This window comes from Nitrosomonas sp., assembly GCA_016703745.1.
In the GTDB taxonomy this organism is placed as follows: domain Bacteria; phylum Pseudomonadota; class Gammaproteobacteria; order Burkholderiales; family Nitrosomonadaceae; genus Nitrosomonas.
The window spans coordinates 404,659-429,345 of record JADJBK010000006.1 but is presented as its reverse complement, the minus strand read 5'-3'; the positions used below and the strand labels follow the sequence as shown (position 1 = coordinate 429,345).

The following is a 24,687-nucleotide window of genomic DNA, read 5'->3' as shown; positions in this document are numbered from 1 at the left end:
ATTTAATCGGTGTTCCTGTTGTTTTCAACGTGCTCGTGACTCAAGAATCTCTACTGCAGGCAACGTCTTACCTTCCAAGAATTCAAGAAAAGCCCCTCCAGCTGTCGATATATAGGATACCTTGTCATAGATACCGTATTTTTGTATGGCTGCGATCGTATCTCCACCACCTGCCAAGGTAAATGCCTTCGTTTCTGCAATAGCCATCGCGATTGCACGCGTGCCCTCGCCAAATTGATCAAATTCAAATACCCCTACCGGACCATTCCAGACAACCGTTCCCGCTTCTTTGATAATTTTAACCAGCATATCAGCACTTTTTGGACCAATATCGAAGATCATATCGTCATCAAGGACAGCATCCGCACTCTTCAAAACAGCGGGCTCATCTGCGGCAAATTTTTTCCCTACCACGACATCCACTGCAATTGGAATAGAAGCGTTACGCTCTGTCATTTTTGACATCAAGGCTTTGGCCACCGGTACCAAATCATTTTCACACAGCGATCCGCCTACATTATTCCCTGCAGCTTTCAGAAAGGTATTCGCGATACCGCCTCCGACCACTAACTGATCAACTTTCTCAGCAAGAGATTCCAGTACTGTCAGTTTGGTGGAAACTTTAGATCCACCAACAATAGCAACCATTGGCCTTGCAGGTTCATGCAGCGCTTTGGTCAATGCCTCCAGCTCTTCTGTGAGCAAAATTCCAGCACAAGCAATAGGTGCAAACTTGGCGATTCCATGAGTGGATGCCTCTGCACGATGCGCTGTGCCAAACGCATCCATCACGAAAACATCACACAAAGCGGCATATTTTTGTGCAGTTTCATCCTCATTGCTTTTTTCACCTACATTGACCCGGCAATTTTCCAGCACAACCAATTCACCAGGTGCAACATCAAATCCACCCGCCACCCAGTCACGAATCAGCCGTACCGGTTTACCCAGACGGTTACTGATATCATCCGCTACCGGACGCAGTGAATTTTCCGCTGACCAAACTCCCTCTTCAGGTCGGCCAAGATGCGACGTAACCATTACTCTTGCACCCTGCTTTAAACAATGATTAATCGTCGCCATGGAAGCAGCAATACGCGCGTCCGAAGTTACCTTACCATCCTTGATTGGTACATTGAGATCAGCCCGAACAAAAACACGTTTATTTTTCAGATCCAGATCGACAAGCTTGATAACAGACACATTTACTCCACAAATATAAAAATTGCAAGAAACAGTCGGCAAGTAAATGAAACTGGTGTTAACCCACCGCTGTTTTTCTAAGGCTACTCATGTAGTGCTTTATGTATGATACAGATCAATGATGGCCAGCGATCACCCTAACCATTTCCAGAACTTTGCAGGAATAACCCCACTCGTTATCGTACCAGGCAACCACCTTTACAAAACTTTTATCCAACTGTATTCCCGCTTCGGCATCAAAAACCGAAGTACAACTTTCCCCACGGAAGTCTGTAGAAACGACCTTTTGATCCGTATAGCCCAAAACACCTTTCATAGCGCCTGTTGAGGCAGATTTCATCGCTTTGCAAATATCTTCATAAGAGGCATCTTTATCCAGCTCAACCGTCAGATCTACTACGGAAACGTCCGAGGTTGGAACCCGGAAAGCCATACCAGTTAATTTTTTATTTAACTCTGGAATCACCACCCCTACCGCTTTAGCAGCACCAGTCGAAGACGGGATAATATTCTCCAATATACCGCGTCCACCGCGCCAATCCTTGTTAGAAGGACCATCAACCGTTTTCTGGGTAGCAGTAGCAGCATGGACAGTTGTCATCAATCCACGTTTGATTCCCCAAGTATCATTCAGTACCTTGGCAATTGGCGCAAGACAATTGGTCGTACACGATGCATTGGAAATAATGGCTTCACCATGGTAGGTTTTATCATTTACACCGTACACATACATCGGAGTATCGTCTTTCGAGGGGGCTGACATCACAACTTTTTTGGCGCCGGCCTGAAGGTGTTTCTCACACTCATCCTTAGTCAGAAAGAGTCCGGTTGACTCAACGACAACCTCCGCACCTACCTCTCCCCATTTTAGCTCAGTAGGATTTTTGATGGCAGTCAACCGAATCTTTTTGCCATTGACTACCAAATAGTTACCCTCGACTGACACCTCTCCACGAAAACGGCCATGCACAGAATCATGTGTCAACATATAAGCGAGATAATCTGGCTCTAACAAATCGTTAATCGCAACCACATCAATATCACTAAATTTTTCAACCGATGCTCTGAAAACCATGCGACCAATGCGACCAAAACCATTGATACCAACTTTAATTGTCATGCTACCGCCTCCTTAAGCAAACACCATTTGTATTTGTAATTGATAAAAATATTGCTGCCTGTTGTTACAAAATCTTTTTTACCGCATTGACGACGTTATTGATTGTGAATCCGAAGTGCTCGAACAGTTTATTCGCTGGCGCAGATTCACCAAATGTATTCATGCCGACAATTTCACCATCAGAGCCAACATATTTATACCAGCCATCTGTCACTCCCGCCTCAACTGCAACACACCGGATTCCTTTTGGCAGCACACTCTCTCGATAAGTGCGATCCTGCCGATCGAAAACATTGGTACAAGGCATGGAGACAACTCGAACCATAATATTTTCTTTTGTCAGCTCTTTTTGAGCAGCCCTGGCCAACCCGATTTCAGAACCCGTAGCAATAATAATGGCCTGCGGTTTACCGTTCGCAGCTTCTGACAGAATATATCCTCCCTTGGAAATCAGGCCGATCGTCATGGCATCGCGCTCCTGAAAAGCCAGATTCTGTCGACTGAAAATAAGGGAACTGGGCCCCTCACGCCGTTCTATGGCCCGTATCCACGCGACTGTTGATTCAACCGTGTCACAGGGACGCCATACGTCCATATTAGGAATCAGGCGCAAAGTTGCGGTTTGCTCTACGGGTTGATGTGTGGGTCCGTCTTCTCCCAGTCCAATAGAATCATGCGTATATACAAAAATATTACGAATCTTCATCAATGCGGCCATACGCAGGGCATTACGCGCATATTCGGAGAACATCAAAAATGTTCCACCATAAGGAATGACCCCGCCGTGCAGCGACAAACCATTCATGATGGCACTCATACCAAATTCACGAACCCCGTAATAAATATAGTTTCCGGCAGCAGAATCTCCGGCGATACCTTTTGAACCTGACCATTTGGTCAGATTCGAGCCTGCCAAATCGGCTGATCCACCAGCAAGTTCTGGCAAGATCGGTGCCAATGCCTCAATTGCATTTTGTGATGCTTTGCGTGTGGCGATCGTTTCTGCTTTGGCATTGATCTGACTAATAACGCTGTCCGCGTGATCTACCCATTCAGCAGGCAAATCTCCGCGCATACGGCGATTAAATTCAGCTGCTTCTTTAGGATATTTCTGAGTATATTCGGCAAAACGCTCATTCCAGGCGTTCTCCAGCACCTGACCCTTTTCACGTGCACTCCAAGCATCATAAACATCCTGTGGAATTTCAAAAGGCAGATGATGCCAACCAATGTGCGGACGCGCCGCAGCAATTTCGGCGTCGCCCAATGCTGCGCCATGCACATCATGTGTATTAGCCTTATTCGGAGAACCCAGACCAATGACTGTTTTACAACAAATCATAGTTGGTTTATCTTGCACTTTTTTGGCTGCTTCTATTGCCGCTTCAATTGCTACTGCATTATGCCCGTCTACATTTGGCACAACGTGCCAGCCATATGCTTCAAATCGCTTGGGAGTATCATCGGTAAACCATCCTTCGACGTGGCCGTCAATGGAAATACCATTATCATCATAGAAACAAATTAATTTACCCAGCTTTAACGTACCCGCCAAAGAACATGCTTCATGTGAAATACCCTCCATCAAGCATCCATCGCCCAAGAACACATAAGTGTGGTGATTAACGATTTCGAAACCCGGGCGATTAAACTCTGCGGCCAGTATTTTCTCAGCTAACGCCATGCCTACCGCATTGGTAATTCCCTGGCCGAGCGGCCCGGTAGTAGTTTCTACGCCTGGTGTGTAGCCATATTCAGGATGGCCAGGCGTTTTAGAATGCAGTTGACGAAAATTTTTAATATCTTCGATGGAAACATCATAACCCGTGAGGTGCAATAAAGCATATAGCAGCATCGAGCCGTGACCGTTGGATAAAACAAATCGATCACGATCGTACCAATCAGGATTGACAGGGTTATGCCGTAAGTGATGAATCCACAGCACTTCGGCAATCTCTGCCATGCCCATCGGCATACCGGGATGACCAGAATTGGCTTTTTGTACTGCATCCATAGCAAGCGCACGAATGGCGCTTGTTAAATTCTTGAATACTGGCGGATTAAAATCCCTAAATGCTTCACTCATTTACCCTCACCCCTCGTCCTTAAATTTTCCTGAAAACAGCCAGGCAACACAATCATCAAAAAGTCGGAAACCTATAAGCTCAAAAAAGTGATCATTATCGCTTAAGTCCCCTCACTTCACAACCACATGTATCAACCTCTGCAGGGAACAAAGAAAGGGTATGAGGACAATAGAAAAAAGAGGGTGCCGTGTTTTGGTGTAGCGCACCAGCGTATAAGGGAAATTAAGCAGTAGAAATTTTTACTAAGATGTATGGTGTGGTTGCTTACAATGGGCAAGGTAGTTTTCAGCTCAACATTACACATTTAGTAGCACGAGGTTACACTCTGCGTCCCAAGCTTGAATCTTTCCAATCCATTTTTGTAGCAGCAGATGGAAACTCGACCTTGCGTAGGGGTCCACCGATTTCTTCGGCCATACGGTGAAACTCAGCCACATGGGTCTCCTGAGGCACAATAAATACCTGGTTTGCTCCTGATTTATAATGAACCAATACCTTCATAGCGCCCGTCTCAGTTGGTTATTTTGGAATAAAAACACTTTGGATCCCGTTAGACTTATTCACGTCGCCTGATATTCACTTCACATTAACTAAAATAAAATACCAAGCAATGTAAAATTGTGTGCACGATTGTTATGCAACGATCATTACCAGCATTCTAGTGCGCCGAAACTAATTCAAATATTGGAGTAAACAAGTATTTATGGCTCAATACGTTCTCATCATGAATCGTGTCAGCAAAATGGTTCCGCCCAAACACACTATTCTCAAGGATATTTCCTTGAGTTTTTTTCCGGGCGCAAAAATAGGTTTACTCGGCTTGAATGGTTCAGGTAAATCCACTTTGCTAAAAATAATGGCTGGTGTGGATAAGGAAATTGATGGGGAATGCACACCGATGCCAGAGCTTAAAATAGGATACTTGCCACAAGAGCCAAAGCTTGATCCTGAGTTGACGGTACGAGAGGCGGTTCAAACTGGGCTTGGGGAGGCGTTTAATGCTCAGCAGCAGCTTGATGCTGTCTATGCTGCTTATGCTGAACCAGATGCCGATTTTGAATCACTGGCTGCCGAGCAATCACGGCTGGAAGCTATCTTGATCGCGCAGGAGGGGGGAGACAATCTGGCACAGCACATGGAAATTGCTGCAGATGCATTGCGCCTGCCACCCTGGGATGCAATCATCCAGACCCTATCGGGCGGTGAGAAACGACGAGTTGCGTTGTGCAGACTGTTGCTATCCAGACCGGATATGCTGCTTCTGGATGAACCCACCAATCACCTGGATGCGGAATCGGTCGAATGGTTGGAACAATTTTTGGCGCGTTTCCCTGGAACGGTAGTTGCTGTCACACATGACCGCTATTTTCTCGATAATGCCGCTGAATGGATTCTTGAGCTAGATCGTGGCCATGGAATTCCCTGGAAAGGCAACTACTCTACCTGGCTGGAGCAAAAACAGAATCGCCTGAAACAGGAAGAAAATACAGAATCCGCTCATCAGAAATCGCTCAAGAAAGAGCTTGAATGGATCAGGCAAAATCCAAAAGGAAGACAATCCAAATCTAAGGCACGGCTGGCACGATTTGAAGAACTCAATTCACAGGACTATCAAAAACGTAACGAGACACAGGAAATTTTTATTCCTGTAGCTGATAGACTAGGGAATGAAGTAATTGAATTTATAGATGTTTCCAAGGGATTTGGTGATCAGCTACTAATTGATAGTTTGAATTTTAAAATACCACCAGGTGCTATTATTGGCATTATTGGACCCAATGGGGCAGGTAAATCGACACTCTTTCGTATGATTATCGGCAAGGACCAGCCAGATACTGGAAAGATAAAAATAGGTGATACTGTCAAGTTTGCTTATGTGGATCAATCCCGTGACGCGCTAGCCGCCAATCAGACCGCATTTGAAATGATTTCAGATGGTCTCGATATATTAACGGTTGGCAAATACGAAATTCCCGCACGTGCCTATTACGCTTGACCGACTGTTTCGTGCTTAACAACCATGCGTGGGTTGTTGCTCAAAGCTTTATCAAACTCTTGTTGTGTGATTTGTTTCATTTTAATATCCTTATTTATTTATTTAAAAAATCTGAAATACCAGTGTACCAACTGTAAAGAATATATCCTACTCCCCAAACTAACACTCCTCCTAATACTACATTAAATGCTTCATTAGGTAAAATCATGTGTAACACTGTCAACAGTATCGCATATGGCAACAGTTTGATTCTATCGTAAATCATAATCTCTCCTAGTTTATAAGTTTGTTCCCTGTTTCTACTATTGTAACGGCTATCTCATGTGAAACTTTAGCAGTTGTTGAGAATATTATTATTGCTACCATCCAACCGAACACTGCACTGTTTAATATCTTAATAGGCAGATTCAACTTCAAGGGACCCGATCAGCAGAAACGGGTCGGCACACTCTCCGGTGGTGAACGAGGCAGGCTACATTTGGCCAAGACATTGATATCCGGCGGGAATGTATTGCTGCTTGACGAGCCTTCTAATGACCTGGATGTCGAGACACTGCGTGCACTTGAAAATGCGTTATTGGAATTTGCCGGTTGTGTACTGGTCATCTCCCATGATCGCTGGTTTCTCGACCGTATTGCAACGCATATCCTCGCTTTTGAAGGTAATTCACAAGTCACACTTTTTGCCGGAAACTATTCTGAATATGAAGCTGACAAACGCACACGACTTGGTGAAGAAGGCGCCAAACCCAAGCGTATCCGTTACAAACCGATTACTCGTTAAAAGAAGATAACGCTAGTAAATGGGCGCTGGCAAATGAATAGCGGCAATAAGTTTCAATGATGGTGTCCGTGTGGCCCATGTACATGACCATGCGTCAATTCTTCTGGGGTTGCAGAACGGACATCGACCACGGTACATTCAAACTGCAATGCCATACCAGCGAAAGGATGATTACCATCTACCACAACGATATCTTCAGTGACGTCTGTCACCGTATAGATTATCAAATCATCCGATCCTTCTTCACCACCTTCAAATTGCATACCAATTTTTACACCTTCTGGAAAAGCAGATTTGGGCTCAATTTGCATCAGTCCAGCATCATATTCACCAAAAGCATCTTCAGGTTCCATTAAAATGGAAAAACTGTGCCCAACTTCCTTTTCGTGGAGCGCCAATTCAACCGCTGGAAATATCCCGTCATAACCTCCGTGCAGATAACTAATGGGAGCCTCAGTTTCTTCCATAATCCGACCATCCCGATCAAGCATTTTGTAATTAATTGATACAACCGTATTTTTTTCTATTCTCACATTATCTCCATTTATCAAAAATGAGGGTCAGGTCAAAACATTTTTCTGTTTAAGATGCATTGAATTTTCAGATTACGCCTACAATCTGGCGCAAGGCGCAAAGCTGCGTCGATGCATACTACAAATACCATGCCGGTGGATTGCCGCCAAATGCATTTTGGTAGGGTAGCCTTTATGGCGATCAAAACCATACATCGGGTAACATGCATGCAAACGCAGCATTTCTGCATCCCGTGTCGTTTTAGCCAGAATGGATGCAGCAGAGATTTCCGCTATCCTCTCATCACCTCTAATGATAGTTTGCACTTCCACTTCATGGCTCAATTGAGGTTTATGTATTCCATCAATCAATACTAAGGCATTTTCAGATAGAGAAATCTTTTCGATGGCTCGTCTCATAGCGAGCAAACTGGCTTGCAGAATATTCAGCCGATCAATTTCTATTACTGAAGCACTGGCGACTGACCAGGCCATAGCATGTTGCTTAATTTCCCTGGTTAGGGTTTGACGTTTTTGTGCAGTCAGCTTCTTTGAATCAGCCAATCCTGCTATTACATAATCAGAATCCAGCACCACACAAGCCGCATACACCGCACCAGCCAATGGTCCCCTGCCAGCCTCGTCCACACCATAAATTGTTTTTTCCAAATACATGGCTAGTTGGTTAATCTGTATCTATCCATGCAGAAGGCGGTTTTAGAGAGTACGCGCCGTACACATCAACTGTGCTTCAGTCACAATTTGACCGTCGACTTCGGCGATAGCAGCATACTTCCATATCCCTCTGATCTGCCGGCTGATACTCACTTTTAGAACCAGCTGATCTCCTGCTATCACCGGTTTTTTAAAACGTACCGCATCGATTCCAACAAAATAATAAACTCTATTCGAGTCAAGGCTGCTGCCTGCACTTCGGATAGTTAAAATTGCCGCTGCCTGTGCCAGTGCCTCAACAATCAACACGCCCGGCATGACCGGATGATGGGGGAAATGCCCGCTAAAGTAAGGCTCATTGATCGATACATTCTTATAGGCATGAATATGTTTATCTATTTCGAGTTCGACCACCCTATCCACCAGGATAAAAGGGTAACGGTGTGGCAGATACTTGAGGATTTCATGGATATCCATAGTCATGGTTGTCATTGTTGTTCCCTTTCTTCATTTTTTGGGTATTTCGGCTGCTTAGTCATTTTTCCCTGTCCATCTAATAGGGACATTATCTGATCAGTAATATCAATACGTACACTGCGGTACACCGAATCCTGCAATTGAAGAATCAGATCATAACCTTGGTCTGAAGCTAGTTTATCAATTGTCTGATTTATCTGATCCAGAATCCGACCATACTCCTCGTTCTGGCGCAGACTCAAGTCTTCCCGCATTTGTTGCTGCTCACGCTGATGTTGTCGACTGAGACTAGCAAGCTCGCGCTCTTTCGCGCGTCGATCAGGTGAACCTGCTACCTGGTTATCCGACTGTTGCTCCAGCTGTTGCTGAAGTCGCTTAATCTGCGAGGAAAGTTCCTTGATCCGGCTATCGCGTAACTTAAATTCCTGCTCAATTTTTTTTTGGGCCTTGATGGCAAGTATGGACTCCCTAAGAATTTTTTCAGTATTGACGACGCCAATCCTGATCTCCGTGGCACGAATACTCACAGCTTGCAGTAGAAGTGGCAACGCCATAGCAAGAATCAGCATACTGACAATCTTTCTCGATAGCCACCTATTCAACACAAGCCTCATCTATGCCCCATTATCACTAATTAGAAAGTTTGTCCTAACTGAAACTGGAAGCGTTGTGTATTGTCCCCCGGCTGTTCATTAAAAGGCTGTGCAATACTGAATTTCAGAGGACCCATTGGCGATACCCAAGTCACAGCCAGGCCGGCAGCATAACGAAAATCTTTTGAATTAAGTCCGGAGAAAGAGTTGACAATTGTTCCACCATCAAGGAATGCACTCAACCGAACCTTTTTATCTTCCAGCATAAATGGCACAGGGAATAACACTTCAATATTACCAACAATCCGTTTACTGCCACCTATCACGCGACCATCTTCTCGTGGCCCCAGGGTATTAATATTGTAGCCGCGCACAGAGTTAAATCCACCCGCAAAAAAATTCTTGAAAAAGGGGAGCGGTTTGCCGGAATAACCATCACCAATACCGGCCTCCCCATTAAGCATCAACGTGAAGTGCTTTGTCAGGGGATAAAACCAGCGTTGCTCGAAGCTGACTTTGTAGTATCGGAGATCGGCAATGGGTGCACTGAATTCACCAAATACACGTTGCGTTAAGCCGGAGGTTGTCCAGATCGCACTATCCCGCCGGTCACGTGCCCAACTTAACGTCAACGGAAAGCTGGTAGAGCTCTTGCCAAATTGATCGACAAAATCGACAAAACGTTTCGGGCTATCATCGCGCAGTTTGATCTTGGTCTGCTCAAACCCGAATCCAAGTGAAATAGCATCATTTTCTGCGACAGGAATCCCAAAACGGATATTGGCTCCAGTAGTATCCGTATTGAAAACACCAACACTATTGAGAGAACGGGTATTGATCGCTCGTCTGAATGCTTCCAGTCCTAAACTCACGCCATTGATGGTGTAATAAGGATTGGTAAATGAGGCTGAAATTATCTTATTAACACTACCGGTATTGACCTGCAAACTAAGAAAATTACCCGTACCAAAAATATTATTCTGTGCAACAGATCCATTCAGGATAATCCCTTCCCGATCAGAAAAGCCGGCACCAAACATAATTGCCCCGGTTGGTTTTTCAACAACACTCACATTAATATCTACCTGATCCGGCACGTCCGCTACGGGCGGCGTCTCGACATTGACGCCAGTAAAAAAATCAAGTCGATCAATACGTCGTTTGGAGGTGTTGATCTGGCTGGTAGAATGCCACCCTCCCTCCATTTGGCGAAATTCACGCCGGATTACTTCATCACGGGTACGTTCATTGCCACTAATATTGATTCGTCTGACATAAACCCGGCGTCCCGGATCAATGAAAAAAGTGAACGCGGTCTGGCGTGTTTCTTTATCAAGTTCTGGCGCAGCATTGACATTGGCAAACGCATAACCATCATCCCCCAGTCTGTCACTGATCAGCTTGATAGACTCGGTTAATTTTTCACGAACAAACACGCCACCGACCTCAAGCTTGATCAGTTTGCGCAATTCTTCCTCAGGTACAATTAACTCACCGGCAAGCTTGATGTCAGAGACCGTATACTGCGGCCCCTCTGTCATATTGAGGGTGATATAGATATCTCTCATATCCGGCGTAATAGAAACTTGAGTGGAATCAATATTAAACTCAAGATAACCATGATCAAGATAATATGAACGCAAGGCCTCGATATCCGCTGATAATTTCTGTTTGGAATATTGGTCTTCCTTAGTAAACCAAGTCAATAGGCCAGGAGTTTGTAAACTGAATAGTTTTAATAATCTTTTTTCTTTATAGACCTGATTGCCAATAATATTAATTTGCTTGATTCGAGCGGTTCTACCCTCCTTGATATCAAAATTGATACCAATACGATTGCGCTCCATTGGGGTCGTGGTAGTAGTAATTTTTACGGCATACTTGCCACGACTGATATATTGGCGCTTTAGCTCCTGTTCCGCCTTCTCCAGCAGGGAACGATTAAAAATCCGTGATTCGGATAACCCTGCCTGCTTCAGCCCCTCTTTCAATTTATCCTTGTCAAATTCCTTGGCACCATTGATTGTAATTTGTGCAATTGCTGGCCGCTCCTCTACCTGCACAATCAATAGCGATCCTTCCGCCTTGAGCTTGACATCCCTAAAAAATCCGGTTGCGTATAAAGCCTTGATCGCCGCGCTCGCCCTGGCCTTATCGAGCACATCCCCCACTTTGACCGGCAAGTAACTGAATACAGTACCGGCTTCAGTACGTTGTATGCCTTCCACCCGAATATCCTGAATGACAAATGCCTCTTCTGCTGCGCATACGCTGGCGCAGCACAACGCCAACACCAATAGACAGTTTTGAAAGCTCATAGCTATCCTGAAATCAGGCGTAACAGATCATTGTGCAATGCAAACAACATCAACGTTATCAACAATCCCATTCCAATCTGATGTCCAATCTCCATCACTCTTTCAGAAAGAGGGGCGCCACGAATCATCTCAATGATGTAATACATCAAATGCCCTCCATCCAGCACGGGAATCGGCAGCAAATTCAATACCCCCAGGCTGATACTGACCAGCGCCAGAAAACCAAGATAAGCCACCATTCCCATCTGAGCAGATTGGCCAGCATAGTCCGCAATAGTAATCGGACCACTTACATTTTTTAAAGATACGTCCCCTGTCACCATCTTGCCGAGCATCCGTAAGGTAAAATAGGTCATATCCCACGTTTTGAGAACCGCTTTAACCAACGCGACAAAAGGTGAATAGCTGGTTGTAACCAGCAAATCTTCCAGCACGGCATGCTCAATCTTCGGGGCAATGCCTGCCTTGCCTATCTCAGATTGATTTTCGCGAGTTTTTTCGGGAACTAATACTAACTTGATGACAGATTTATCACGCAGGATTTCAATTTCAAGTTCTCGCTCAGGGTGGGTACGTACTTCACTTACTACCTCATCCCAGTAGAGAATTTCTTTACCATCAATCGCAAGTATCTCATCCTCCGCCTGTAATCCTGCTTTATCTGCTGCGCTGCCAGCAATTACCTGACCAATTACAGAATTTAATACGGGTTTATAAATGCTCAATCCAATCTTAGTTAGAAAATCTGCATTTAACTCATCAGGATGAAACGTACTGAAATCGAGCATTCGTTTATGTATGATGTTATCTTCTGCCATGACTTCCAGTTCAACTGTCGCATCACGATCGACAGCACGATCCAGCAAAGCCAGACGAACATCCTGCCAGGTCGCAACGACTTGGTTATCAACCTTGACAATAGTCTCACCAGCATGGAGCCCGGCCGAGGCAGCCAGTGTCATAGGTTCGATATCACCTAACACCGGTTTTATACCCGTTACACCGGCTACAAAAAGTAGCCAATAAAGCACGATTGCCAATAGAAAATTGGCTAACGGGCCTGCCGCAACGATGGCAAAGCGTTTTAAAACTGGCTGACGATTAAATGCGCGCGTCAGTTCATGTGCCGAAACTGATCCTTCGCGCTCATCCAGCATTTTCACGTAACCACCTAATGGAATAGCCGCCACAACCCACTCAGTTTGATCCTGCCCCATCACTTTTTTATACAAAGGACGACCGAAACCAATGGAAAAACGCAGTACTTTGACGCCACTCCAGCGCGCCACCAGATAATGACCAAATTCGTGAAAAGTAATCAATAAACCCAATGCAATTACAAAGGCCAGCAGAGTAGATAGGAGTGTCATAGTTGATTGGGGTTGCAGGCGAGATACGAGATGATTAAATAATTGTAATGAAACATTTTTCTATTAATTATTATGTACTAACCTACAAATGGCGCAAATTTGCACGGCTAACCGATTGCAACTGAACGTAAGCCATTTGCTCCATAATTACTTGCCAGCCATTCCCCGGCTGTCGCCCGCGCGAGCGCATCCGTTGTCAGAACTTCGTCCAGAGTCGTAATTTCCTTCCATGGCGATGATTGCATAACCTGTTCAATCATTTCAGGAATAGCCAGAAATGGCATTCTGCCATCCAGAAAAGACTCAACTGCAATTTCGTTGGCTGCATTCATAATGGTCGGCATGTTACCTTTTCTTGCCAAAGCTTCATAAGCCAATCCCAAACAAGGAAAACGTTCAAAATCAGGGGGTTCAAATTCAAGTCGAGCAATATCAAATAAATTTAGTGATGGCACGCCACTTTCCATTCTCTCTGGATAACAAAGTGCATGCGCAATCGGCGTACGCATATCAGGATTACCCAGCTGCGCAAGCACAGAACCATCTACATACTCAACCATGGAGTGGATAACGCTCTGGGGATGCACCACCACCTGGATTTTGCTGGGGTGGGCGTTAAACAGCCAATGTGCTTCAATTACCTCGAGTCCCTTATTCATCATAGTAGCGGAATCAACCGATATTTTTCTTCCCATTACCCAGTTGGGATGAGCACATGCCTGCTCAGGCGTTACACCAGCCAGCTCCACCAATTTGGCCTGGCGAAAAGGTCCGCCCGAAGCCGTGAGCAAAATACGACGAACACCAGATAAAGCGAGATCTGCGTTGAAGTGATGCGGCAGTGACTGGAATATGGCGTTGTGTTCGCTGTCGATCGGCAATAAGGTCGCATGATGCTCTTTTACGATATCCATGAAAATACTACCAGCCATCACCAATGTTTCTTTATTGGCCAACAGAATTTGCTTACCCGCACGGGCGGCAGCGAGTGTTGGCCGAATACCGGCTGCTCCGACAATTGCCGCCATCACCGTATCCACTTCCGGCAAGGAAGCAACATGCTCCAGTGACTCGATGCCTGCCAATACAATAGTATCAAGCCCAGCTGCATGAATTTTTTCATCCAGCTCACTTGCACAATTTGGATTGAGCATAACCGCATAACGGGGCAGGAACTGCAAACATTGTGTAAACAGTTTTTCGCTATTTTGATTGGCGGTCAGAGCGAAAACAGAGAATTTATCTGCATGTCTTGCTACCACATCCAGAGTGCTCTCCCCTATACTGCCAGTCGAGCCGAGTATGGTCAGATGACGTTTTGTAGTCATGTTACTTTTGAATAGAATAAAATCACCACCAAGGTTGCAATCGGTAATGTCGAGGTCAACGCATCAATCCGATCCAGTATACCACCGTGACCAGGCAATATTTTTCCACTATCCTTGACACCTGCCTGCCGCTTTAGTAGCGATTCAAACAAATCACCTACAATGCCCAGCACCGTTAGCATCAGTAAAAAAGGCACCAGCCATAAAATCGGCTTGTCTTCACCATCCGCCCAGCATAACCAGATAACGGCATAGATAAATACACCGCCCAGAGCAGCAAATACGCCTTCCCAGGTTTTTCCGGGACTGATCTGTGGTGCAAGTTTATGTTTGCCGAAAGCGCGGCCTGCAAAATAGGCAACGCTATCTGCTACCCAGATTACACCCATAAAACCCAGTAGTAATACAGGCCCGACTGCACGCAGCTGATATAAAGCCAGGCAGGTAGGCAGCAATATCAACCAACCCAGTATCATAACAATCCATCCAGTTTTAAATACCTGACCTGTTTTCAGCATGGCAGGAGCAATCAGCAGCCAGAATCCTGCTGAAGCGCCGTATAGCCAGATAAAAGATGTGCTCATGGTATCTACATTAACTGCCTCGCCAAGTAGAAACAAAAGCTCCCCTCCCAGTAAAGTAGTAGCAATCAAGTAGAAAATAGTCTGATTTACCGAGAAATTGCCAAGACGGCACCATTCCCTGGCAGCAGTTACTGTTAAACCGAGGAGCAGCATCGACCAGAAAATAGACGGCAAATAAAATAATGCCACCAAAAAGGTGGTTAATAAAACTAATGCAGTGAGAATTCGGGTGGCGGGCATAAAAGTAAACTGGTTCAGGCAGGCAGAATAACGAGGCTAGTCAGATCGGTCTTTGTTCATCCCCTGTATTTCCTGTTGTGACACAGAAGCAGCCAGTTGCTCGCTAGTTCGTCCAAAGCGACGCTCCCGCTGTTGATAAGAAATGATTGCCTGATCTAACGAAGCAGCATCAAAATCCGGCCATAATGTTTTAGTAAAATATAGTTCCGTATACGCCAATTGCCACAGTAAAAAATTACTGATGCGGCATTCTCCACCAGTGCGAATAAACATATCCGGCTCAGGTGCATCCGCCAAAGCTAAATGCCGGGATAAATCTATTTCAGTAAAGTTAGTCTGCAAGTGCGGGGTTTGGATCATCATCTTCCGAACCGCCTGCATAATATCCCAGCGTCCACCATAATTAGCTGCAACGGTAAAAAACAGGCGGTTATTATTTGCTGTCAACACCTCTCCTTGGCGAATGCAGTCAACAATCCGACCGTCTAACTTACTAATATCTCCTATCACTCTGAAGCAAATGCCATTTTCATGCAATTTACTCACTTCTCGCTCAAGTGCAATAAGAAAAAGCTGCATCAGGAATTTTATTTCATCTTCTGGCCTGCGCCAGTTTTCGCTGCTAAAAGCAAAAATTGTCAGATATTTTATTTCGCGATCAACACAAGCTTTGATTATTGTTCGCACAGATTCCAATCCCTGCTTGTGTCCAGCAACACGGGGAAGTCGCCGTTGCTTTGCCCAGCGACCATTTCCATCCATGATAATAGCAATATGTCTTGGGATATCGCTGGCATCAGGAAGCTGAACAGTCGAACTGATTAACTCATCCGGCATGTATTTTCTTAAACTGCCATGAGTTCAGATTCTTTGGATTGCAGTAGTTTATCCACTTCGGAAATATAATGATTGATCAATTTCTGGATGTCTTCCTGGCCACGTCGGTCGTCATCTTCCGCAATCAATTTATCTCTAAGCAATTCTTTTAGCTGCGCGTTGCTGTCCCTGCGTATGTTCCTCATGGCAACACGCGCATTTTCTGCCTCGGCTTTAACAATCTTGGTTAGATCACGACGTCTTTCCTCGGTAAGTGCTGGCATAGGTACCCGCACCATCTCACCAACGGATGAAGGATTTAAACCCAAATCAGAATCTCGTATGGCCTTTTCTATTACGGCCATCAGTTTTTTTTCCCAGGGTACGACACCAATTGTGCGAGCGTCAGCCAGAATTACATTGGCCAACTGTTTGATCGGAGTTGGCACACCGTAGTAATCCACTACAATGTGGTCAAGCAATCCCGTATGGGGGCGACCACTTCTGACTTTACTGAAATCAAGCTTGAGTGCTTCCAGGCTTTTCTGCATTTTTTGTTCCGCAGAATTTTTTATCTCGATAATCATGAGTTATTAGGAAGATTATTTTTATAAAAACAACCACTTGACATCATAAGCCATCTTATGGGTCTTACGAGAGATAGATATATTTAAACAATAAATCAAACGGTTACTAATGTACCTTCATTCTCACCCATAACAACTCGTTTTAATGCGCCAGCCTTGAAGATACTGAATACATTAATAGCAAGCTTTTGATCTCGACACAACGTCAGTGCAGTTGCATCCATTACCTGCAGATTCTGGTTAATTGCATCATCGAAACTCAATTGCTGGTATCGCTTGGCATCACGGTGAACAATAGGATCGCTGGTGTAGATACCATCAACTTTTGTTGCCTTTAGTACAATATTCGCATTCATTTCCATACCACGCAACGCAGCGGCAGTATCCGTCGTGAAAAATGGATTTCCGGTACCCGCAGCAAAGACAACCACCTTGCCCTCCTCCAGATAGCGCAATGCTTTGCCACGAATATAAGGCTCCACAACCTGATCTATCCGCAAAGCGGACTGCACGCGTGAAACCAGGCCACCATGCTTCATTGCATCGTGCAGTGCCAGTGCATTCATGGTGGTAGCCAGCATACCCATGTAATCAGCAGTTACACGATCCATTCCGTCACCAGACGACTTCATACCACGAAAAATATTTCCGCCACCAACCACAACTGCGACCTCTACACCCATTTGGAGGACACTGGCAATTTCTATTACTATTCGTTCAACAATCATCCGATCGATACCATACTGCGCATCACCCATCAGCGCCTCACCGGAAAGTTTCAATAGGATACGTTTATATATCAATGCCATGTCACCAAATTAAGCTTTATTTCGACTGACTCACCTGCGCCATCACCTCTGCGGCAAAATCCTCAGATTTTTTCTCAATACCTTCGCCAACCACAAACACAGAGAAACGTATCACTTTGGCTGATTTTGCAGCCAGTAACGCTTCTACTGTTTGATCGGGGTTCTTGACAAAGGGCTGGCCCAGTAAAGTTACCTCAGCCAGGTATTTAACAATCCGACCATCGACCATCTTCTCTACAATATTGGCAGGTTTGCCACTTTCAGCAGCCTGTGCTTCAAATATCTGGCGTTCTCGTGCCAGCAATTCCGCAGGCACCTGGTCACTGGATACGCAAACTGGTTTGCTTGCAGCGATATGCATAGCAATATCCTTACCCAGTGCATCATCACCCCCTGCAAAATCCAGCATCACCCCAATCCTGCTACCATGCAGATACATCGCCAGTCGATCGCGAGTTTCGTAGCTGATGATACGCCGCACACTGATATTCTCACCCAATTTCATCACCAGTTCCTGTCGTCGTGCTTCTACGGTGCCGCCATGAGAAAGAGTTAATTCGGACAATACCGCCACATCGACAACTTGTTGCTCTGCAGCCAACTGCGACAGTTGGCTGGCAAACTCGACAAAATCTTCATTTTTGGCAACAAAATCAGTTTCACAATTAATTTCTGCCAGTGCTCCCCGCTGACCATCGGTAGAAATAAACCCGCTGACCACGCCTTCTGCAGCAATGCGTCCAGCCGTCTTGCTTGCTTTCGCACCACTACGAATCCTCAGAAGATCTTCTGCCGCTTTCAGATCGCCATCGGTCTCGGTCAATGCTTTTTTACACTCCATCATCCCAAGACCCGTGCGTTCACGTAATTCTTTGACAATACTCGCGGTAATTTCCGCCATGTTTACTCCAAGTACAAGGTGTTTAGTTTATCGAAATACCTGGTCATGCTTTGGCCAGGTATTCGTAGAAAGAAATTATCAACGTATGAACCCATGCCCATTTTTGAATCAGACTTCAGTAGATTTAATCGGCCTCCGGAGAAGATGCCAGCAACTCCTCATCTGATTTTTGGAGATCAATAATTTCCTGAATAGATTGGTTGCGACCTTCCAGGATGGCATCTGCCATTGCGCGAGCATACAGCCGAATCGCCTGACTGGAATCGTCATTGCCGGGAATCACATATTTAGCACCTGCTGGATTATGATTGGTATCAACAATACCAATCACAGGGATTCCCAATTTCTCAGCCTCGATAATTGCGCCTTTCTGATAACCAACATCTATTACGAACATGGCGTCTGGCAAACCGTTCAAGTCTTTTATCCCACCCAGGCTACTGTTCAGTTTTTCTATCTCACGCTGAAAATCCAATGCTTCTTTCTTAATCAGCTTAGCCATGGTTCCGTCTTGCTCCATCTTTTCCATCTCATGCAACCGTTTAATCGATTGCTGGATAGTTTTAAAGTTGGTCAGCATTCCACCCAACCAGCGCTGAGCAACATAGGGCGCCCCACAACGAACAGCTTCTTCTTTTACGATATCCCTGGCTTGGCGTTTTGTACCCACAAACAAAATTTTGCCTTTATTTGCAGCAGTTCTACGCGTAAATTTTAGCGCGTCATTAAACATAACCAGCGTTTTTTCAAGATTGATTATATGGATTTTGTTACGTTGCCCATAAATAAACGGCGCCATTTTGGGATTCCAAAAACGAGTCTGATGTCCAAAATGCACTCCCGCTTCAATCATTTGCCGCATTGTAACTGTCATGAAATTTCCTTAGGGTTAACCGCTACCTGCCAACATGCTTCCTTGATGAACAAGGCACCCTTTACCAGCAGGCGCGCGCAATGTAAAGTAAAAATTATTGAAAAAATACAGCGGCACAATTCAGCCATACCACTGTATCCGTCAGGCAAAACTCAAACTAAGATTCGCTTGGCGCCGGATTATAACACGCAAGCTCTTTGACTCAATACCAGACAATTTAGAGTAAATCATGTATCGAGCAGTTAAACTCAATCACCAGTCTTGCGATACAACTCCGCAACATTTAGCAACTTCACCCGCTTGTTGCTAATCTGAATTAGCCCTTCTTCCTGTAATTTCGAGAAAGATCGGCTGACTGTCTCCAGCTTAAGCCCCAGATAACTGCCAATTTCGCTCCGGGTCATTTTAAGATTGAATTCACTGGATGAGTAACCCCGCCGGCTCAGGCGAGTCGACAAATTAAGCAAAAATGTGATCAAGCGCTCCTCAGCCTTCATGCTACCTAACAGCATCATGACATCATGGTCGTGCAGAATTTCACGACTCATAATCTTATGAAACTGGTTAATCAGGGGCGGAATGGTTCGCCCAATTTCTTCAAGCCTGGCAAAAGGCACCTCACAAACTTCGCTATCTTCCAGTGCCACTGTGTCACAACTGTATTTTTCAAGACTGATCGCATCTAAACCGAGCAGTTCACCAGTCATATAAAAGCCCGTCACCTGCGTACGGCCATCAATTTTTAATATGGCGGTTTTGAAAAAACCATTTTTTACAGCATATAACGATTTGAAATCAGCACCTGCATGAAACAAATATTCACCACGCCGCACCCTGAATTTATGCTTGATCAGATTGCTCAAATGTTGTATCTCAGTATCATCAAGTCCAACTGGCAGGCAAATCTCACGCAAACTGCACGTGGTACAGCTGGATTTTTGCTGCACTGCAGTCACAGAATGCTCTGCCACAAGTTTATTCAACAAGGTATCCACCCAATTCCGATTGAAAATTCCCGAGAGAAATCACGAATGAATCGTCAAGCTTCACAGCTACTCGACCTTATCAGGTAACGTGCCCGCATTTTCAAGCAGATAATCAGCCAGCATCTGCACAGAATCCCCCGTCAGGTTAGGGAAAGCAGGCATACCGAACCCCTTTCCATTTTTGATTCTCTCTATAAGTGCTTCCGAGTTAGCCATTTCAGGGCGCAGCAACATCACTCTGCCATTAACAGGCGAATGGCAGTTGACACAAGCCTCTTTGAATATACTTTCACCGGTTGCACCGGCAGAAGGCATGTAGTCACTATTTTTGGAACAACCACTTAATACAATCAGCACACAACCTGTTAAAGCCAAAGATAACGCAGCTATTTTTTTCATTTTAGATTTTCTCTTGATAATTAGATTTCTCCGCCCGGCATGTTGCGCGCTCAAGAACGCTCCACAACTTATCTTTCACAAATGGGAAAGTTTAGCATACAAGCCACTCTGGAAGAATGACTGTCAAAGTGGTCATCAGGGCAATCGATTGCCCTGCATGCTGAGTGGCTTCCTATCGACAATACTGCCGCAACGTTCCGGGAACTATTCAGTCCTGCTCCAAGATTGTCAATAATCTCAAGAGCCAGCTCATCCGGTTCGGGTAAATTGTCCAGATCGGCCAGACTCTTATCCTTCAACCAAGAAATATCCAGACTGGTTTTGTCGCGTACCATGATTTGATCAAAGCTGTATTTACGCCAGCGGCCCTCAAGATTGCTCTGTTCGTTCCAGGTTTCCTTACGCTGATGACGATTGAACGAGTTATGGCAGGTAATGAATTCCTGCAAATTCGGCAAAGTGGGCGACTTCTGAGACCACCGTGAGAAACTTCTCTGAGGTGACGCCAGCACCCAATGAGGAATAAAAATTCCTTTATTGACCGCTTCTTTGATGCTGAATGTCTAAAACTGGGCAGGTTGTTACACAACCACACCAAATAAATTTCCCGCTACTGCAGTCAGGCTCATTGCAAGGGTTCCCCAGAATGTGACCCTGATGACGCCAGTCGATATCGCTGCTCCTCCTGCGTGTGCGGCCAGACCTCCCAGAGTCGCCAGAAATATCAGTGATGAAGCCGCAACGATAGGAATGAGTTGGGTGACGGGCACATTCCATGCGATCAATAAGGGCAATGCGGCACCAATAGTAAATGCGCCCGCAGAAAAAAATGCTGCCTGAATAGGACGAGCTCTAATACTTTCTGTCAAACCCAGTTCATCCCTGGCATGCGCTCCCAGTGCATCATGCGCCATAAGCTGTTCTGCTACTTGTTTTGCCAAATTGGTATCGAGTCCTCTTCCTTTATAGATATCCGTAAGCTCCTGCAATTCAAATTCATAATTGTCGCTTAATGATTTTCTCTCAAGTTCGAGATCGGCCTTTTCCGTATCCGATTGCGAGCTTACTGATACATATTCGCCTGCAGCCATAGACATAGCACCAGCAACCAAGCCAGCCACTCCAGCAAGAAGAATGTCCGTGTGTGCGGCATGAGCTGCTGCAACACCGATGACGAGGCTTGCTGTTGAAACAATACCATCGTTCGCCCCAAGAACGGCAGCACGCAACCATCCTATACGATGTGATCTATGCATTTCGTGTTGACTCATATTTTCCTCCGCAACGGTCTTCAGCACACTCTTGAATAAAGTATTTCTTATCTTAACTCTGGCTCTGGCATGTGTAATTCAATAGTAATCGACGACCTTTTTAGACACTCGCGCCAAGTTGCGCCATCCCCACACAGCTTTCCATCAATCCGCTGCAACCGGGGTATGAGCGCCATCATGCCAAAAGCGATGTCGAAGCTTCCTTGCGGTGTCAATGGCCATGCCATGACGGGTCAAACGTAGCATGATGGCGCCATCGTGGTCACTGCGCAGGAGGCGGGTGCCGTGTTTACGGTAACGGTCGACAATTTCCGGATGAGGATGATTGAAGGAATTACGGTAGCCAACCGTGAAAATGACATATTTCGGGTTGACTTGCCGTATAAATGCCGCAGAGGAAGATGATTTGCTGCCATGATGTGGCGCGATCAGCACGGTAGCGGGTAAAGCATCTCGCGCACGGTGCAACAATTCCTGCTCGGAAGTCTGGCCAATATCCGCTGGCAAGAGTACGCTGCCGTGGCGAGTTGTGATTTTTAACACACAACTGGATTCATTGCGATTACGTTTATTGTTTGAAGTTTTGTTCTGGTCTGGATGCAGAATGGCAAAGTGAATGCCATCCCACCACCAGTCATCACCCGCACGACAGTGTTGATGATCAGCGATCGCCTGTTTAACAGGATGACTGGCTTCCAGTGACCCAAGCAGTGATTGAGTGGGCAGGCTGGTTAATACTGACAGTGCCCCGCCACTATGATCGCTGTCTGCATGTGAGACGATTATGCGGTCAAGTGCCGTTATTCCCTCAGCACGTAAATAGGGCACGATAATCTGCTTGCCGCTATCGGTTTCACCATAACCTGGCCCAGCATCAAACAGCAGGTTGTGCTGCCGAGTACGCGCCATCACCGCCAAGCCCTGGCCGACATCGAGGACAGTCAGCCAGATTTCTCCTTCCGCAGGTCGATCTATTGAATTCAGGAACAATGGCAAAACAGCCAAGATTCCCAACCAGCGCGCCGGAAATCCTGAGATTACACCCAATCCCGGCCCGCCTGGCAGCAACAACCAGATCATCCCGATAATGGCCGTAACCACGGCCCAGAAGTCGGGTGCAGGCTGCTGCCACACTGCCAGCGGCATTTCCGCCAACCATTGCAGGACGATCATCAAGACCTGCATGGCAGCGTGTGCAACCGACAGCAGGAATTCCAGTCCGGGAATGAGTGCGAGCAAGGCAAAGGGCACGATAGCAAACGTCATCCAGGGGATGGCGAGTGCATTGGCAATTGGTGAAACCAGTGAAACCTGGCCAAATAGAAACAGCAGTAACGGCAGCAGTCCAAGCGTGATTGCCCACTGAATACGAATCCAGCTGACCACGACACCGGATTGACCAATACGGCCGGAGACCGTCAGACCAATCAGTCCCACGGCAGCGAATGATAACCAGAACCCCGGTGTAATCACCGCCCAGGGATCCCATATCGTTACCACCAGCAATACCCAGCCGAGCACCGTTAGCATCGAAACGCGTCTGTCTTGCCACAAAGCAACTGACATAATAACCAGCATCAAAAAAGCGCGCCTGGCTGGTATAGCAAATCCTGATAACAGCGCATAGACCAAAGCAGCAGCAAGACCAGCCAGGATTGCGATTTTACTGGCTGGCAACCACAAGGCCAAACTGGAATAGCGTCGCCATAACCAGTAAACCAGGCTGAATATCAACCCGGAGACCAGGGTAATATGCAGCCCCGAGATTGCCATCAGATGATTGGTACCGGTGCGGGTAAACGTATCCCATTGTACTGATGGGATGGCGCGTTGATCACCCACTGCCAGTGCAATAAGCGGCCCGGTATAGGCGTGTTCCTTCAGGAAGACCTGCATACTGTCACGAATCTCGGCACGCTTGCGTTCAAAAAAGTAACGCGGATCATTCACCAATACTTCAATGCGCTGGTTAGCATCCGCAACCCGCACATAGCCAGTCGCACGAATATTGCGCTCGAATAGTTTTGCTGAATAATCGGCAACATGTGGATTGAGATTGCCATGTGGACGCTTGAGTCTGACAACCAGTTGCCAACGCTCCCCTGCGGCTATATCGGGTGGCGCCAGGGCAGTCTGTTGATCATTTTTATACCAGGAGAGCAATAAATGATCGGGCACGATTGCTGCGGGTGTCAGGATCTGCTCGACACGAAACCGGAAACGTATGCTTCGTGAACCAGGCTGCGGCATCTCTGTTATCACACCGATAACCTTAATATCTTGACCTTCCCAGGTGGGTGGCAAGCTATCCGCCAGCCTGATACTCGCCCAAAGCGCAGCCCAAAAAAATCCTGCCCCGAATATAATCACCAGTATCAGCAACCTGCCGGCCCACTGCATTCTTCCGGATATCCTCAGCGTAAGCATTCCCGCTGGCAGTCCAAGCAAAAGTAATCCAGCACTCCAGTACATTTCTGGCAACAGCGGTTGCTGCAGCAGCAAGGCAACGCCTAGAACAAAAGCAACGCTGTAGATTCCGATCGGCACGACTTGGGAGTAATAGTTGAAGCATCAATGAAAGAAAGGCTCTAACGGTTATAGAGCGCCTCTAAAAATACCCTCTACACAGTTTTCTATAGCGGGCGGACAATATGTTAAACCATACCCCTCGCAACCTCGATGTCAAACGCGCACGCCAGGAAAATACACGAAATTCAAGATACCGGCGAACGGTCTGAAACTTTTCTCGGGCCGACC

Annotated in this window: 22 protein-coding genes and 2 pseudogenes; 2 read left to right on the top strand and 22 right to left on the bottom strand. The window is 46.0% G+C overall.

Going from position 1 to position 24,687, the window contains the following annotated elements:
- Positions 1-24: 24 nt before the first annotated feature.
- The 4 genes from IPG31_03070 to IPG31_03055 form a co-directional block, all read right to left on the bottom strand.
- A complete protein-coding gene (locus IPG31_03070; protein MBK6617371.1) occupies positions 25-1,203 on the bottom strand; it encodes a phosphoglycerate kinase in 1,179 nt (392 codons plus the stop codon).
- Between the two features lie 115 nt (positions 1,204-1,318).
- Positions 1,319-2,323: a type I glyceraldehyde-3-phosphate dehydrogenase gene (gap, locus tag IPG31_03065; protein ID MBK6617370.1), complete on the bottom strand. Its 1,005-nt coding sequence runs from the start codon at positions 2,321-2,323 to the stop codon at positions 1,319-1,321.
- Positions 2,324-2,387: 64 nt separating this feature from the next.
- Positions 2,388-4,409, bottom strand: coding sequence for a transketolase (gene tkt, locus IPG31_03060; protein ID MBK6617369.1), 2,022 nt, complete (start codon positions 4,407-4,409; stop codon positions 2,388-2,390).
- 319 nt (positions 4,410-4,728) lie between these two features.
- Positions 4,729-4,911, bottom strand: coding sequence for a hypothetical protein (locus IPG31_03055; GenBank protein MBK6617368.1), 183 nt, complete (start codon positions 4,909-4,911; stop codon positions 4,729-4,731).
- A 202-nt stretch (positions 4,912-5,113) separates the two neighbouring features.
- On the opposite strand from IPG31_03055, the pseudogene ettA reads away from it, so the two are divergent.
- Together ettA and IPG31_03045 are read left to right on the top strand one after the other, a co-directional pair.
- A pseudogene (ettA, locus tag IPG31_03050) lies at positions 5,114-6,397 on the top strand (energy-dependent translational throttle protein EttA).
- Positions 6,398-6,803: 406 nt separating this feature from the next.
- Positions 6,804-7,190, top strand: a pseudogene (locus IPG31_03045) (ATP-binding cassette domain-containing protein).
- 53 nt (positions 7,191-7,243) lie between these two features.
- Here the strand turns inward: IPG31_03045 and IPG31_03040 are convergent.
- From IPG31_03040 to IPG31_02955, 18 genes are all read right to left on the bottom strand, one after another.
- Positions 7,244-7,723, bottom strand: coding sequence for a peptidylprolyl isomerase (locus tag IPG31_03040; protein MBK6617367.1), 480 nt, complete (start codon positions 7,721-7,723; stop codon positions 7,244-7,246).
- Positions 7,724-7,801: 78 nt separating this feature from the next.
- On the bottom strand, positions 7,802-8,377 hold the full coding sequence (gene rnhB, locus IPG31_03035) for a ribonuclease HII (protein MBK6617366.1): 576 nt from the start codon (positions 8,375-8,377) through the stop codon (positions 7,802-7,804).
- A gap of 42 nt (positions 8,378-8,419) precedes the next feature.
- Positions 8,420-8,854, bottom strand: a complete 435-nt coding sequence (fabZ, locus tag IPG31_03030; GenBank protein MBK6617365.1) for a 3-hydroxyacyl-ACP dehydratase FabZ — start codon at positions 8,852-8,854, stop codon at positions 8,420-8,422.
- An 11-nt stretch (positions 8,855-8,865) separates the two neighbouring features.
- Positions 8,866-9,468, bottom strand: a complete 603-nt coding sequence (locus IPG31_03025; GenBank protein MBK6617364.1) for an OmpH family outer membrane protein — start codon at positions 9,466-9,468, stop codon at positions 8,866-8,868.
- Between the two features lie 20 nt (positions 9,469-9,488).
- Positions 9,489-11,765 carry an outer membrane protein assembly factor BamA gene (bamA, locus tag IPG31_03020; protein MBK6617363.1) on the bottom strand — a complete coding sequence of 759 codons (2,277 nt, stop codon included), beginning with the start codon at positions 11,763-11,765 and terminating at the stop codon, positions 9,489-9,491.
- Between the two features lie 2 nt (positions 11,766-11,767).
- Positions 11,768-13,135, bottom strand: coding sequence for an RIP metalloprotease RseP (gene rseP / locus IPG31_03015; protein ID MBK6617362.1), 1,368 nt, complete (start codon positions 13,133-13,135; stop codon positions 11,768-11,770).
- A 107-nt stretch (positions 13,136-13,242) separates the two neighbouring features.
- Entirely contained in the window at positions 13,243-14,463 is a 1,221-nt protein-coding gene (locus IPG31_03010; GenBank protein ID MBK6617361.1) for a 1-deoxy-D-xylulose-5-phosphate reductoisomerase, read from the bottom strand.
- Positions 14,460-15,287: a phosphatidate cytidylyltransferase gene (locus IPG31_03005; protein MBK6617360.1), complete on the bottom strand. Its 828-nt coding sequence runs from the start codon at positions 15,285-15,287 to the stop codon at positions 14,460-14,462. Before IPG31_03005 ends, IPG31_03010 begins: the two co-directional genes overlap by 4 nt.
- A gap of 36 nt (positions 15,288-15,323) precedes the next feature.
- Entirely contained in the window at positions 15,324-16,124 is an 801-nt protein-coding gene (uppS, locus tag IPG31_03000; GenBank protein MBK6617359.1) for a di-trans,poly-cis-decaprenylcistransferase, read from the bottom strand.
- An 8-nt stretch (positions 16,125-16,132) separates the two neighbouring features.
- Complete coding sequence (gene frr, locus IPG31_02995; GenBank protein MBK6617358.1) at positions 16,133-16,690, bottom strand: ribosome recycling factor; 558 nt, start codon at positions 16,688-16,690, stop codon at positions 16,133-16,135.
- Between the two features lie 95 nt (positions 16,691-16,785).
- The gene (locus IPG31_02990) at positions 16,786-17,499 is read right to left on the bottom strand and encodes a UMP kinase (protein MBK6617357.1); all 714 of its coding nucleotides are present in this window, start codon (positions 17,497-17,499) and stop codon (positions 16,786-16,788) included.
- Between the two features lie 16 nt (positions 17,500-17,515).
- Positions 17,516-18,400 carry an elongation factor Ts gene (locus tag IPG31_02985; protein MBK6617356.1) on the bottom strand — a complete coding sequence of 295 codons (885 nt, stop codon included), beginning with the start codon at positions 18,398-18,400 and terminating at the stop codon, positions 17,516-17,518.
- A gap of 124 nt (positions 18,401-18,524) precedes the next feature.
- Positions 18,525-19,274 (bottom strand): 30S ribosomal protein S2, encoded by a 750-nt coding sequence (rpsB, locus tag IPG31_02980; protein MBK6617355.1) that lies wholly within the window; start codon positions 19,272-19,274, stop codon positions 18,525-18,527.
- Positions 19,275-19,522: 248 nt separating this feature from the next.
- Positions 19,523-20,260, bottom strand: a complete 738-nt coding sequence (locus IPG31_02975; protein MBK6617354.1) for a helix-turn-helix domain-containing protein — start codon at positions 20,258-20,260, stop codon at positions 19,523-19,525.
- A 66-nt stretch (positions 20,261-20,326) separates the two neighbouring features.
- The gene (locus IPG31_02970) at positions 20,327-20,659 is read right to left on the bottom strand and encodes a cytochrome c (protein ID MBK6617353.1); all 333 of its coding nucleotides are present in this window, start codon (positions 20,657-20,659) and stop codon (positions 20,327-20,329) included.
- A gap of 68 nt (positions 20,660-20,727) precedes the next feature.
- Positions 20,728-21,117: a hypothetical protein gene (locus tag IPG31_02965; GenBank protein MBK6617352.1), complete on the bottom strand. Its 390-nt coding sequence runs from the start codon at positions 21,115-21,117 to the stop codon at positions 20,728-20,730.
- A gap of 123 nt (positions 21,118-21,240) precedes the next feature.
- Positions 21,241-21,930, bottom strand: a complete 690-nt coding sequence (locus IPG31_02960) for a VIT family protein (GenBank protein MBK6617351.1) — start codon at positions 21,928-21,930, stop codon at positions 21,241-21,243.
- Between the two features lie 144 nt (positions 21,931-22,074).
- On the bottom strand, positions 22,075-24,402 hold the full coding sequence (locus IPG31_02955) for a DNA internalization-related competence protein ComEC/Rec2 (protein MBK6617350.1): 2,328 nt from the start codon (positions 24,400-24,402) through the stop codon (positions 22,075-22,077).
- Between the last annotated feature and the right edge of the window lie 285 nt (positions 24,403-24,687).

Coding starts and splice junctions, on each gene's coding strand:
- rseP (MBK6617362.1), bottom strand. CDS start 13,135: ATGACACTCCTATCTACTCTGCTGGCCTTTGTAATTGCATTGGGTTTA.
- IPG31_02990 (MBK6617357.1), bottom strand. CDS start 17,499: ATGGCATTGATATATAAACGTATCCTATTGAAACTTTCCGGTGAGGCG.
- IPG31_02955 (MBK6617350.1), bottom strand. CDS start 24,402: ATGTACTGGAGTGCTGGATTACTTTTGCTTGGACTGCCAGCGGGAATG.
- bamA (MBK6617363.1), bottom strand. CDS start 11,765: ATGAGCTTTCAAAACTGTCTATTGGTGTTGGCGTTGTGCTGCGCCAGC.
- frr (MBK6617358.1), bottom strand. CDS start 16,690: ATGATTATCGAGATAAAAAATTCTGCGGAACAAAAAATGCAGAAAAGC.
- IPG31_02970 (MBK6617353.1), bottom strand. CDS start 20,659: ATGAAAAAAATAGCTGCGTTATCTTTGGCTTTAACAGGTTGTGTGCTG.
- IPG31_03025 (MBK6617364.1), bottom strand. CDS start 9,468: ATGAGGCTTGTGTTGAATAGGTGGCTATCGAGAAAGATTGTCAGTATG.
- rnhB (MBK6617366.1), bottom strand. CDS start 8,377: ATGTATTTGGAAAAAACAATTTATGGTGTGGACGAGGCTGGCAGGGGA.
- uppS (MBK6617359.1), bottom strand. CDS start 16,124: ATGCCGGATGAGTTAATCAGTTCGACTGTTCAGCTTCCTGATGCCAGC.
- IPG31_02985 (MBK6617356.1), bottom strand. CDS start 18,400: ATGGCGGAAATTACCGCGAGTATTGTCAAAGAATTACGTGAACGCACG.
- gap (MBK6617370.1), bottom strand. CDS start 2,323: ATGACAATTAAAGTTGGTATCAATGGTTTTGGTCGCATTGGTCGCATG.
- rpsB (MBK6617355.1), bottom strand. CDS start 19,274: ATGACAGTTACAATGCGGCAAATGATTGAAGCGGGAGTGCATTTTGGA.
- IPG31_03005 (MBK6617360.1), bottom strand. CDS start 15,287: ATGCCCGCCACCCGAATTCTCACTGCATTAGTTTTATTAACCACCTTT.
- IPG31_03055 (MBK6617368.1), bottom strand. CDS start 4,911: ATGAAGGTATTGGTTCATTATAAATCAGGAGCAAACCAGGTATTTATT.
- tkt (MBK6617369.1), bottom strand. CDS start 4,409: ATGAGTGAAGCATTTAGGGATTTTAATCCGCCAGTATTCAAGAATTTA.
- IPG31_02960 (MBK6617351.1), bottom strand. CDS start 21,930: ATGAGTCAACACGAAATGCATAGATCACATCGTATAGGATGGTTGCGT.
- IPG31_03010 (MBK6617361.1), bottom strand. CDS start 14,463: ATGACTACAAAACGTCATCTGACCATACTCGGCTCGACTGGCAGTATA.
- fabZ (MBK6617365.1), bottom strand. CDS start 8,854: ATGGATATCCATGAAATCCTCAAGTATCTGCCACACCGTTACCCTTTT.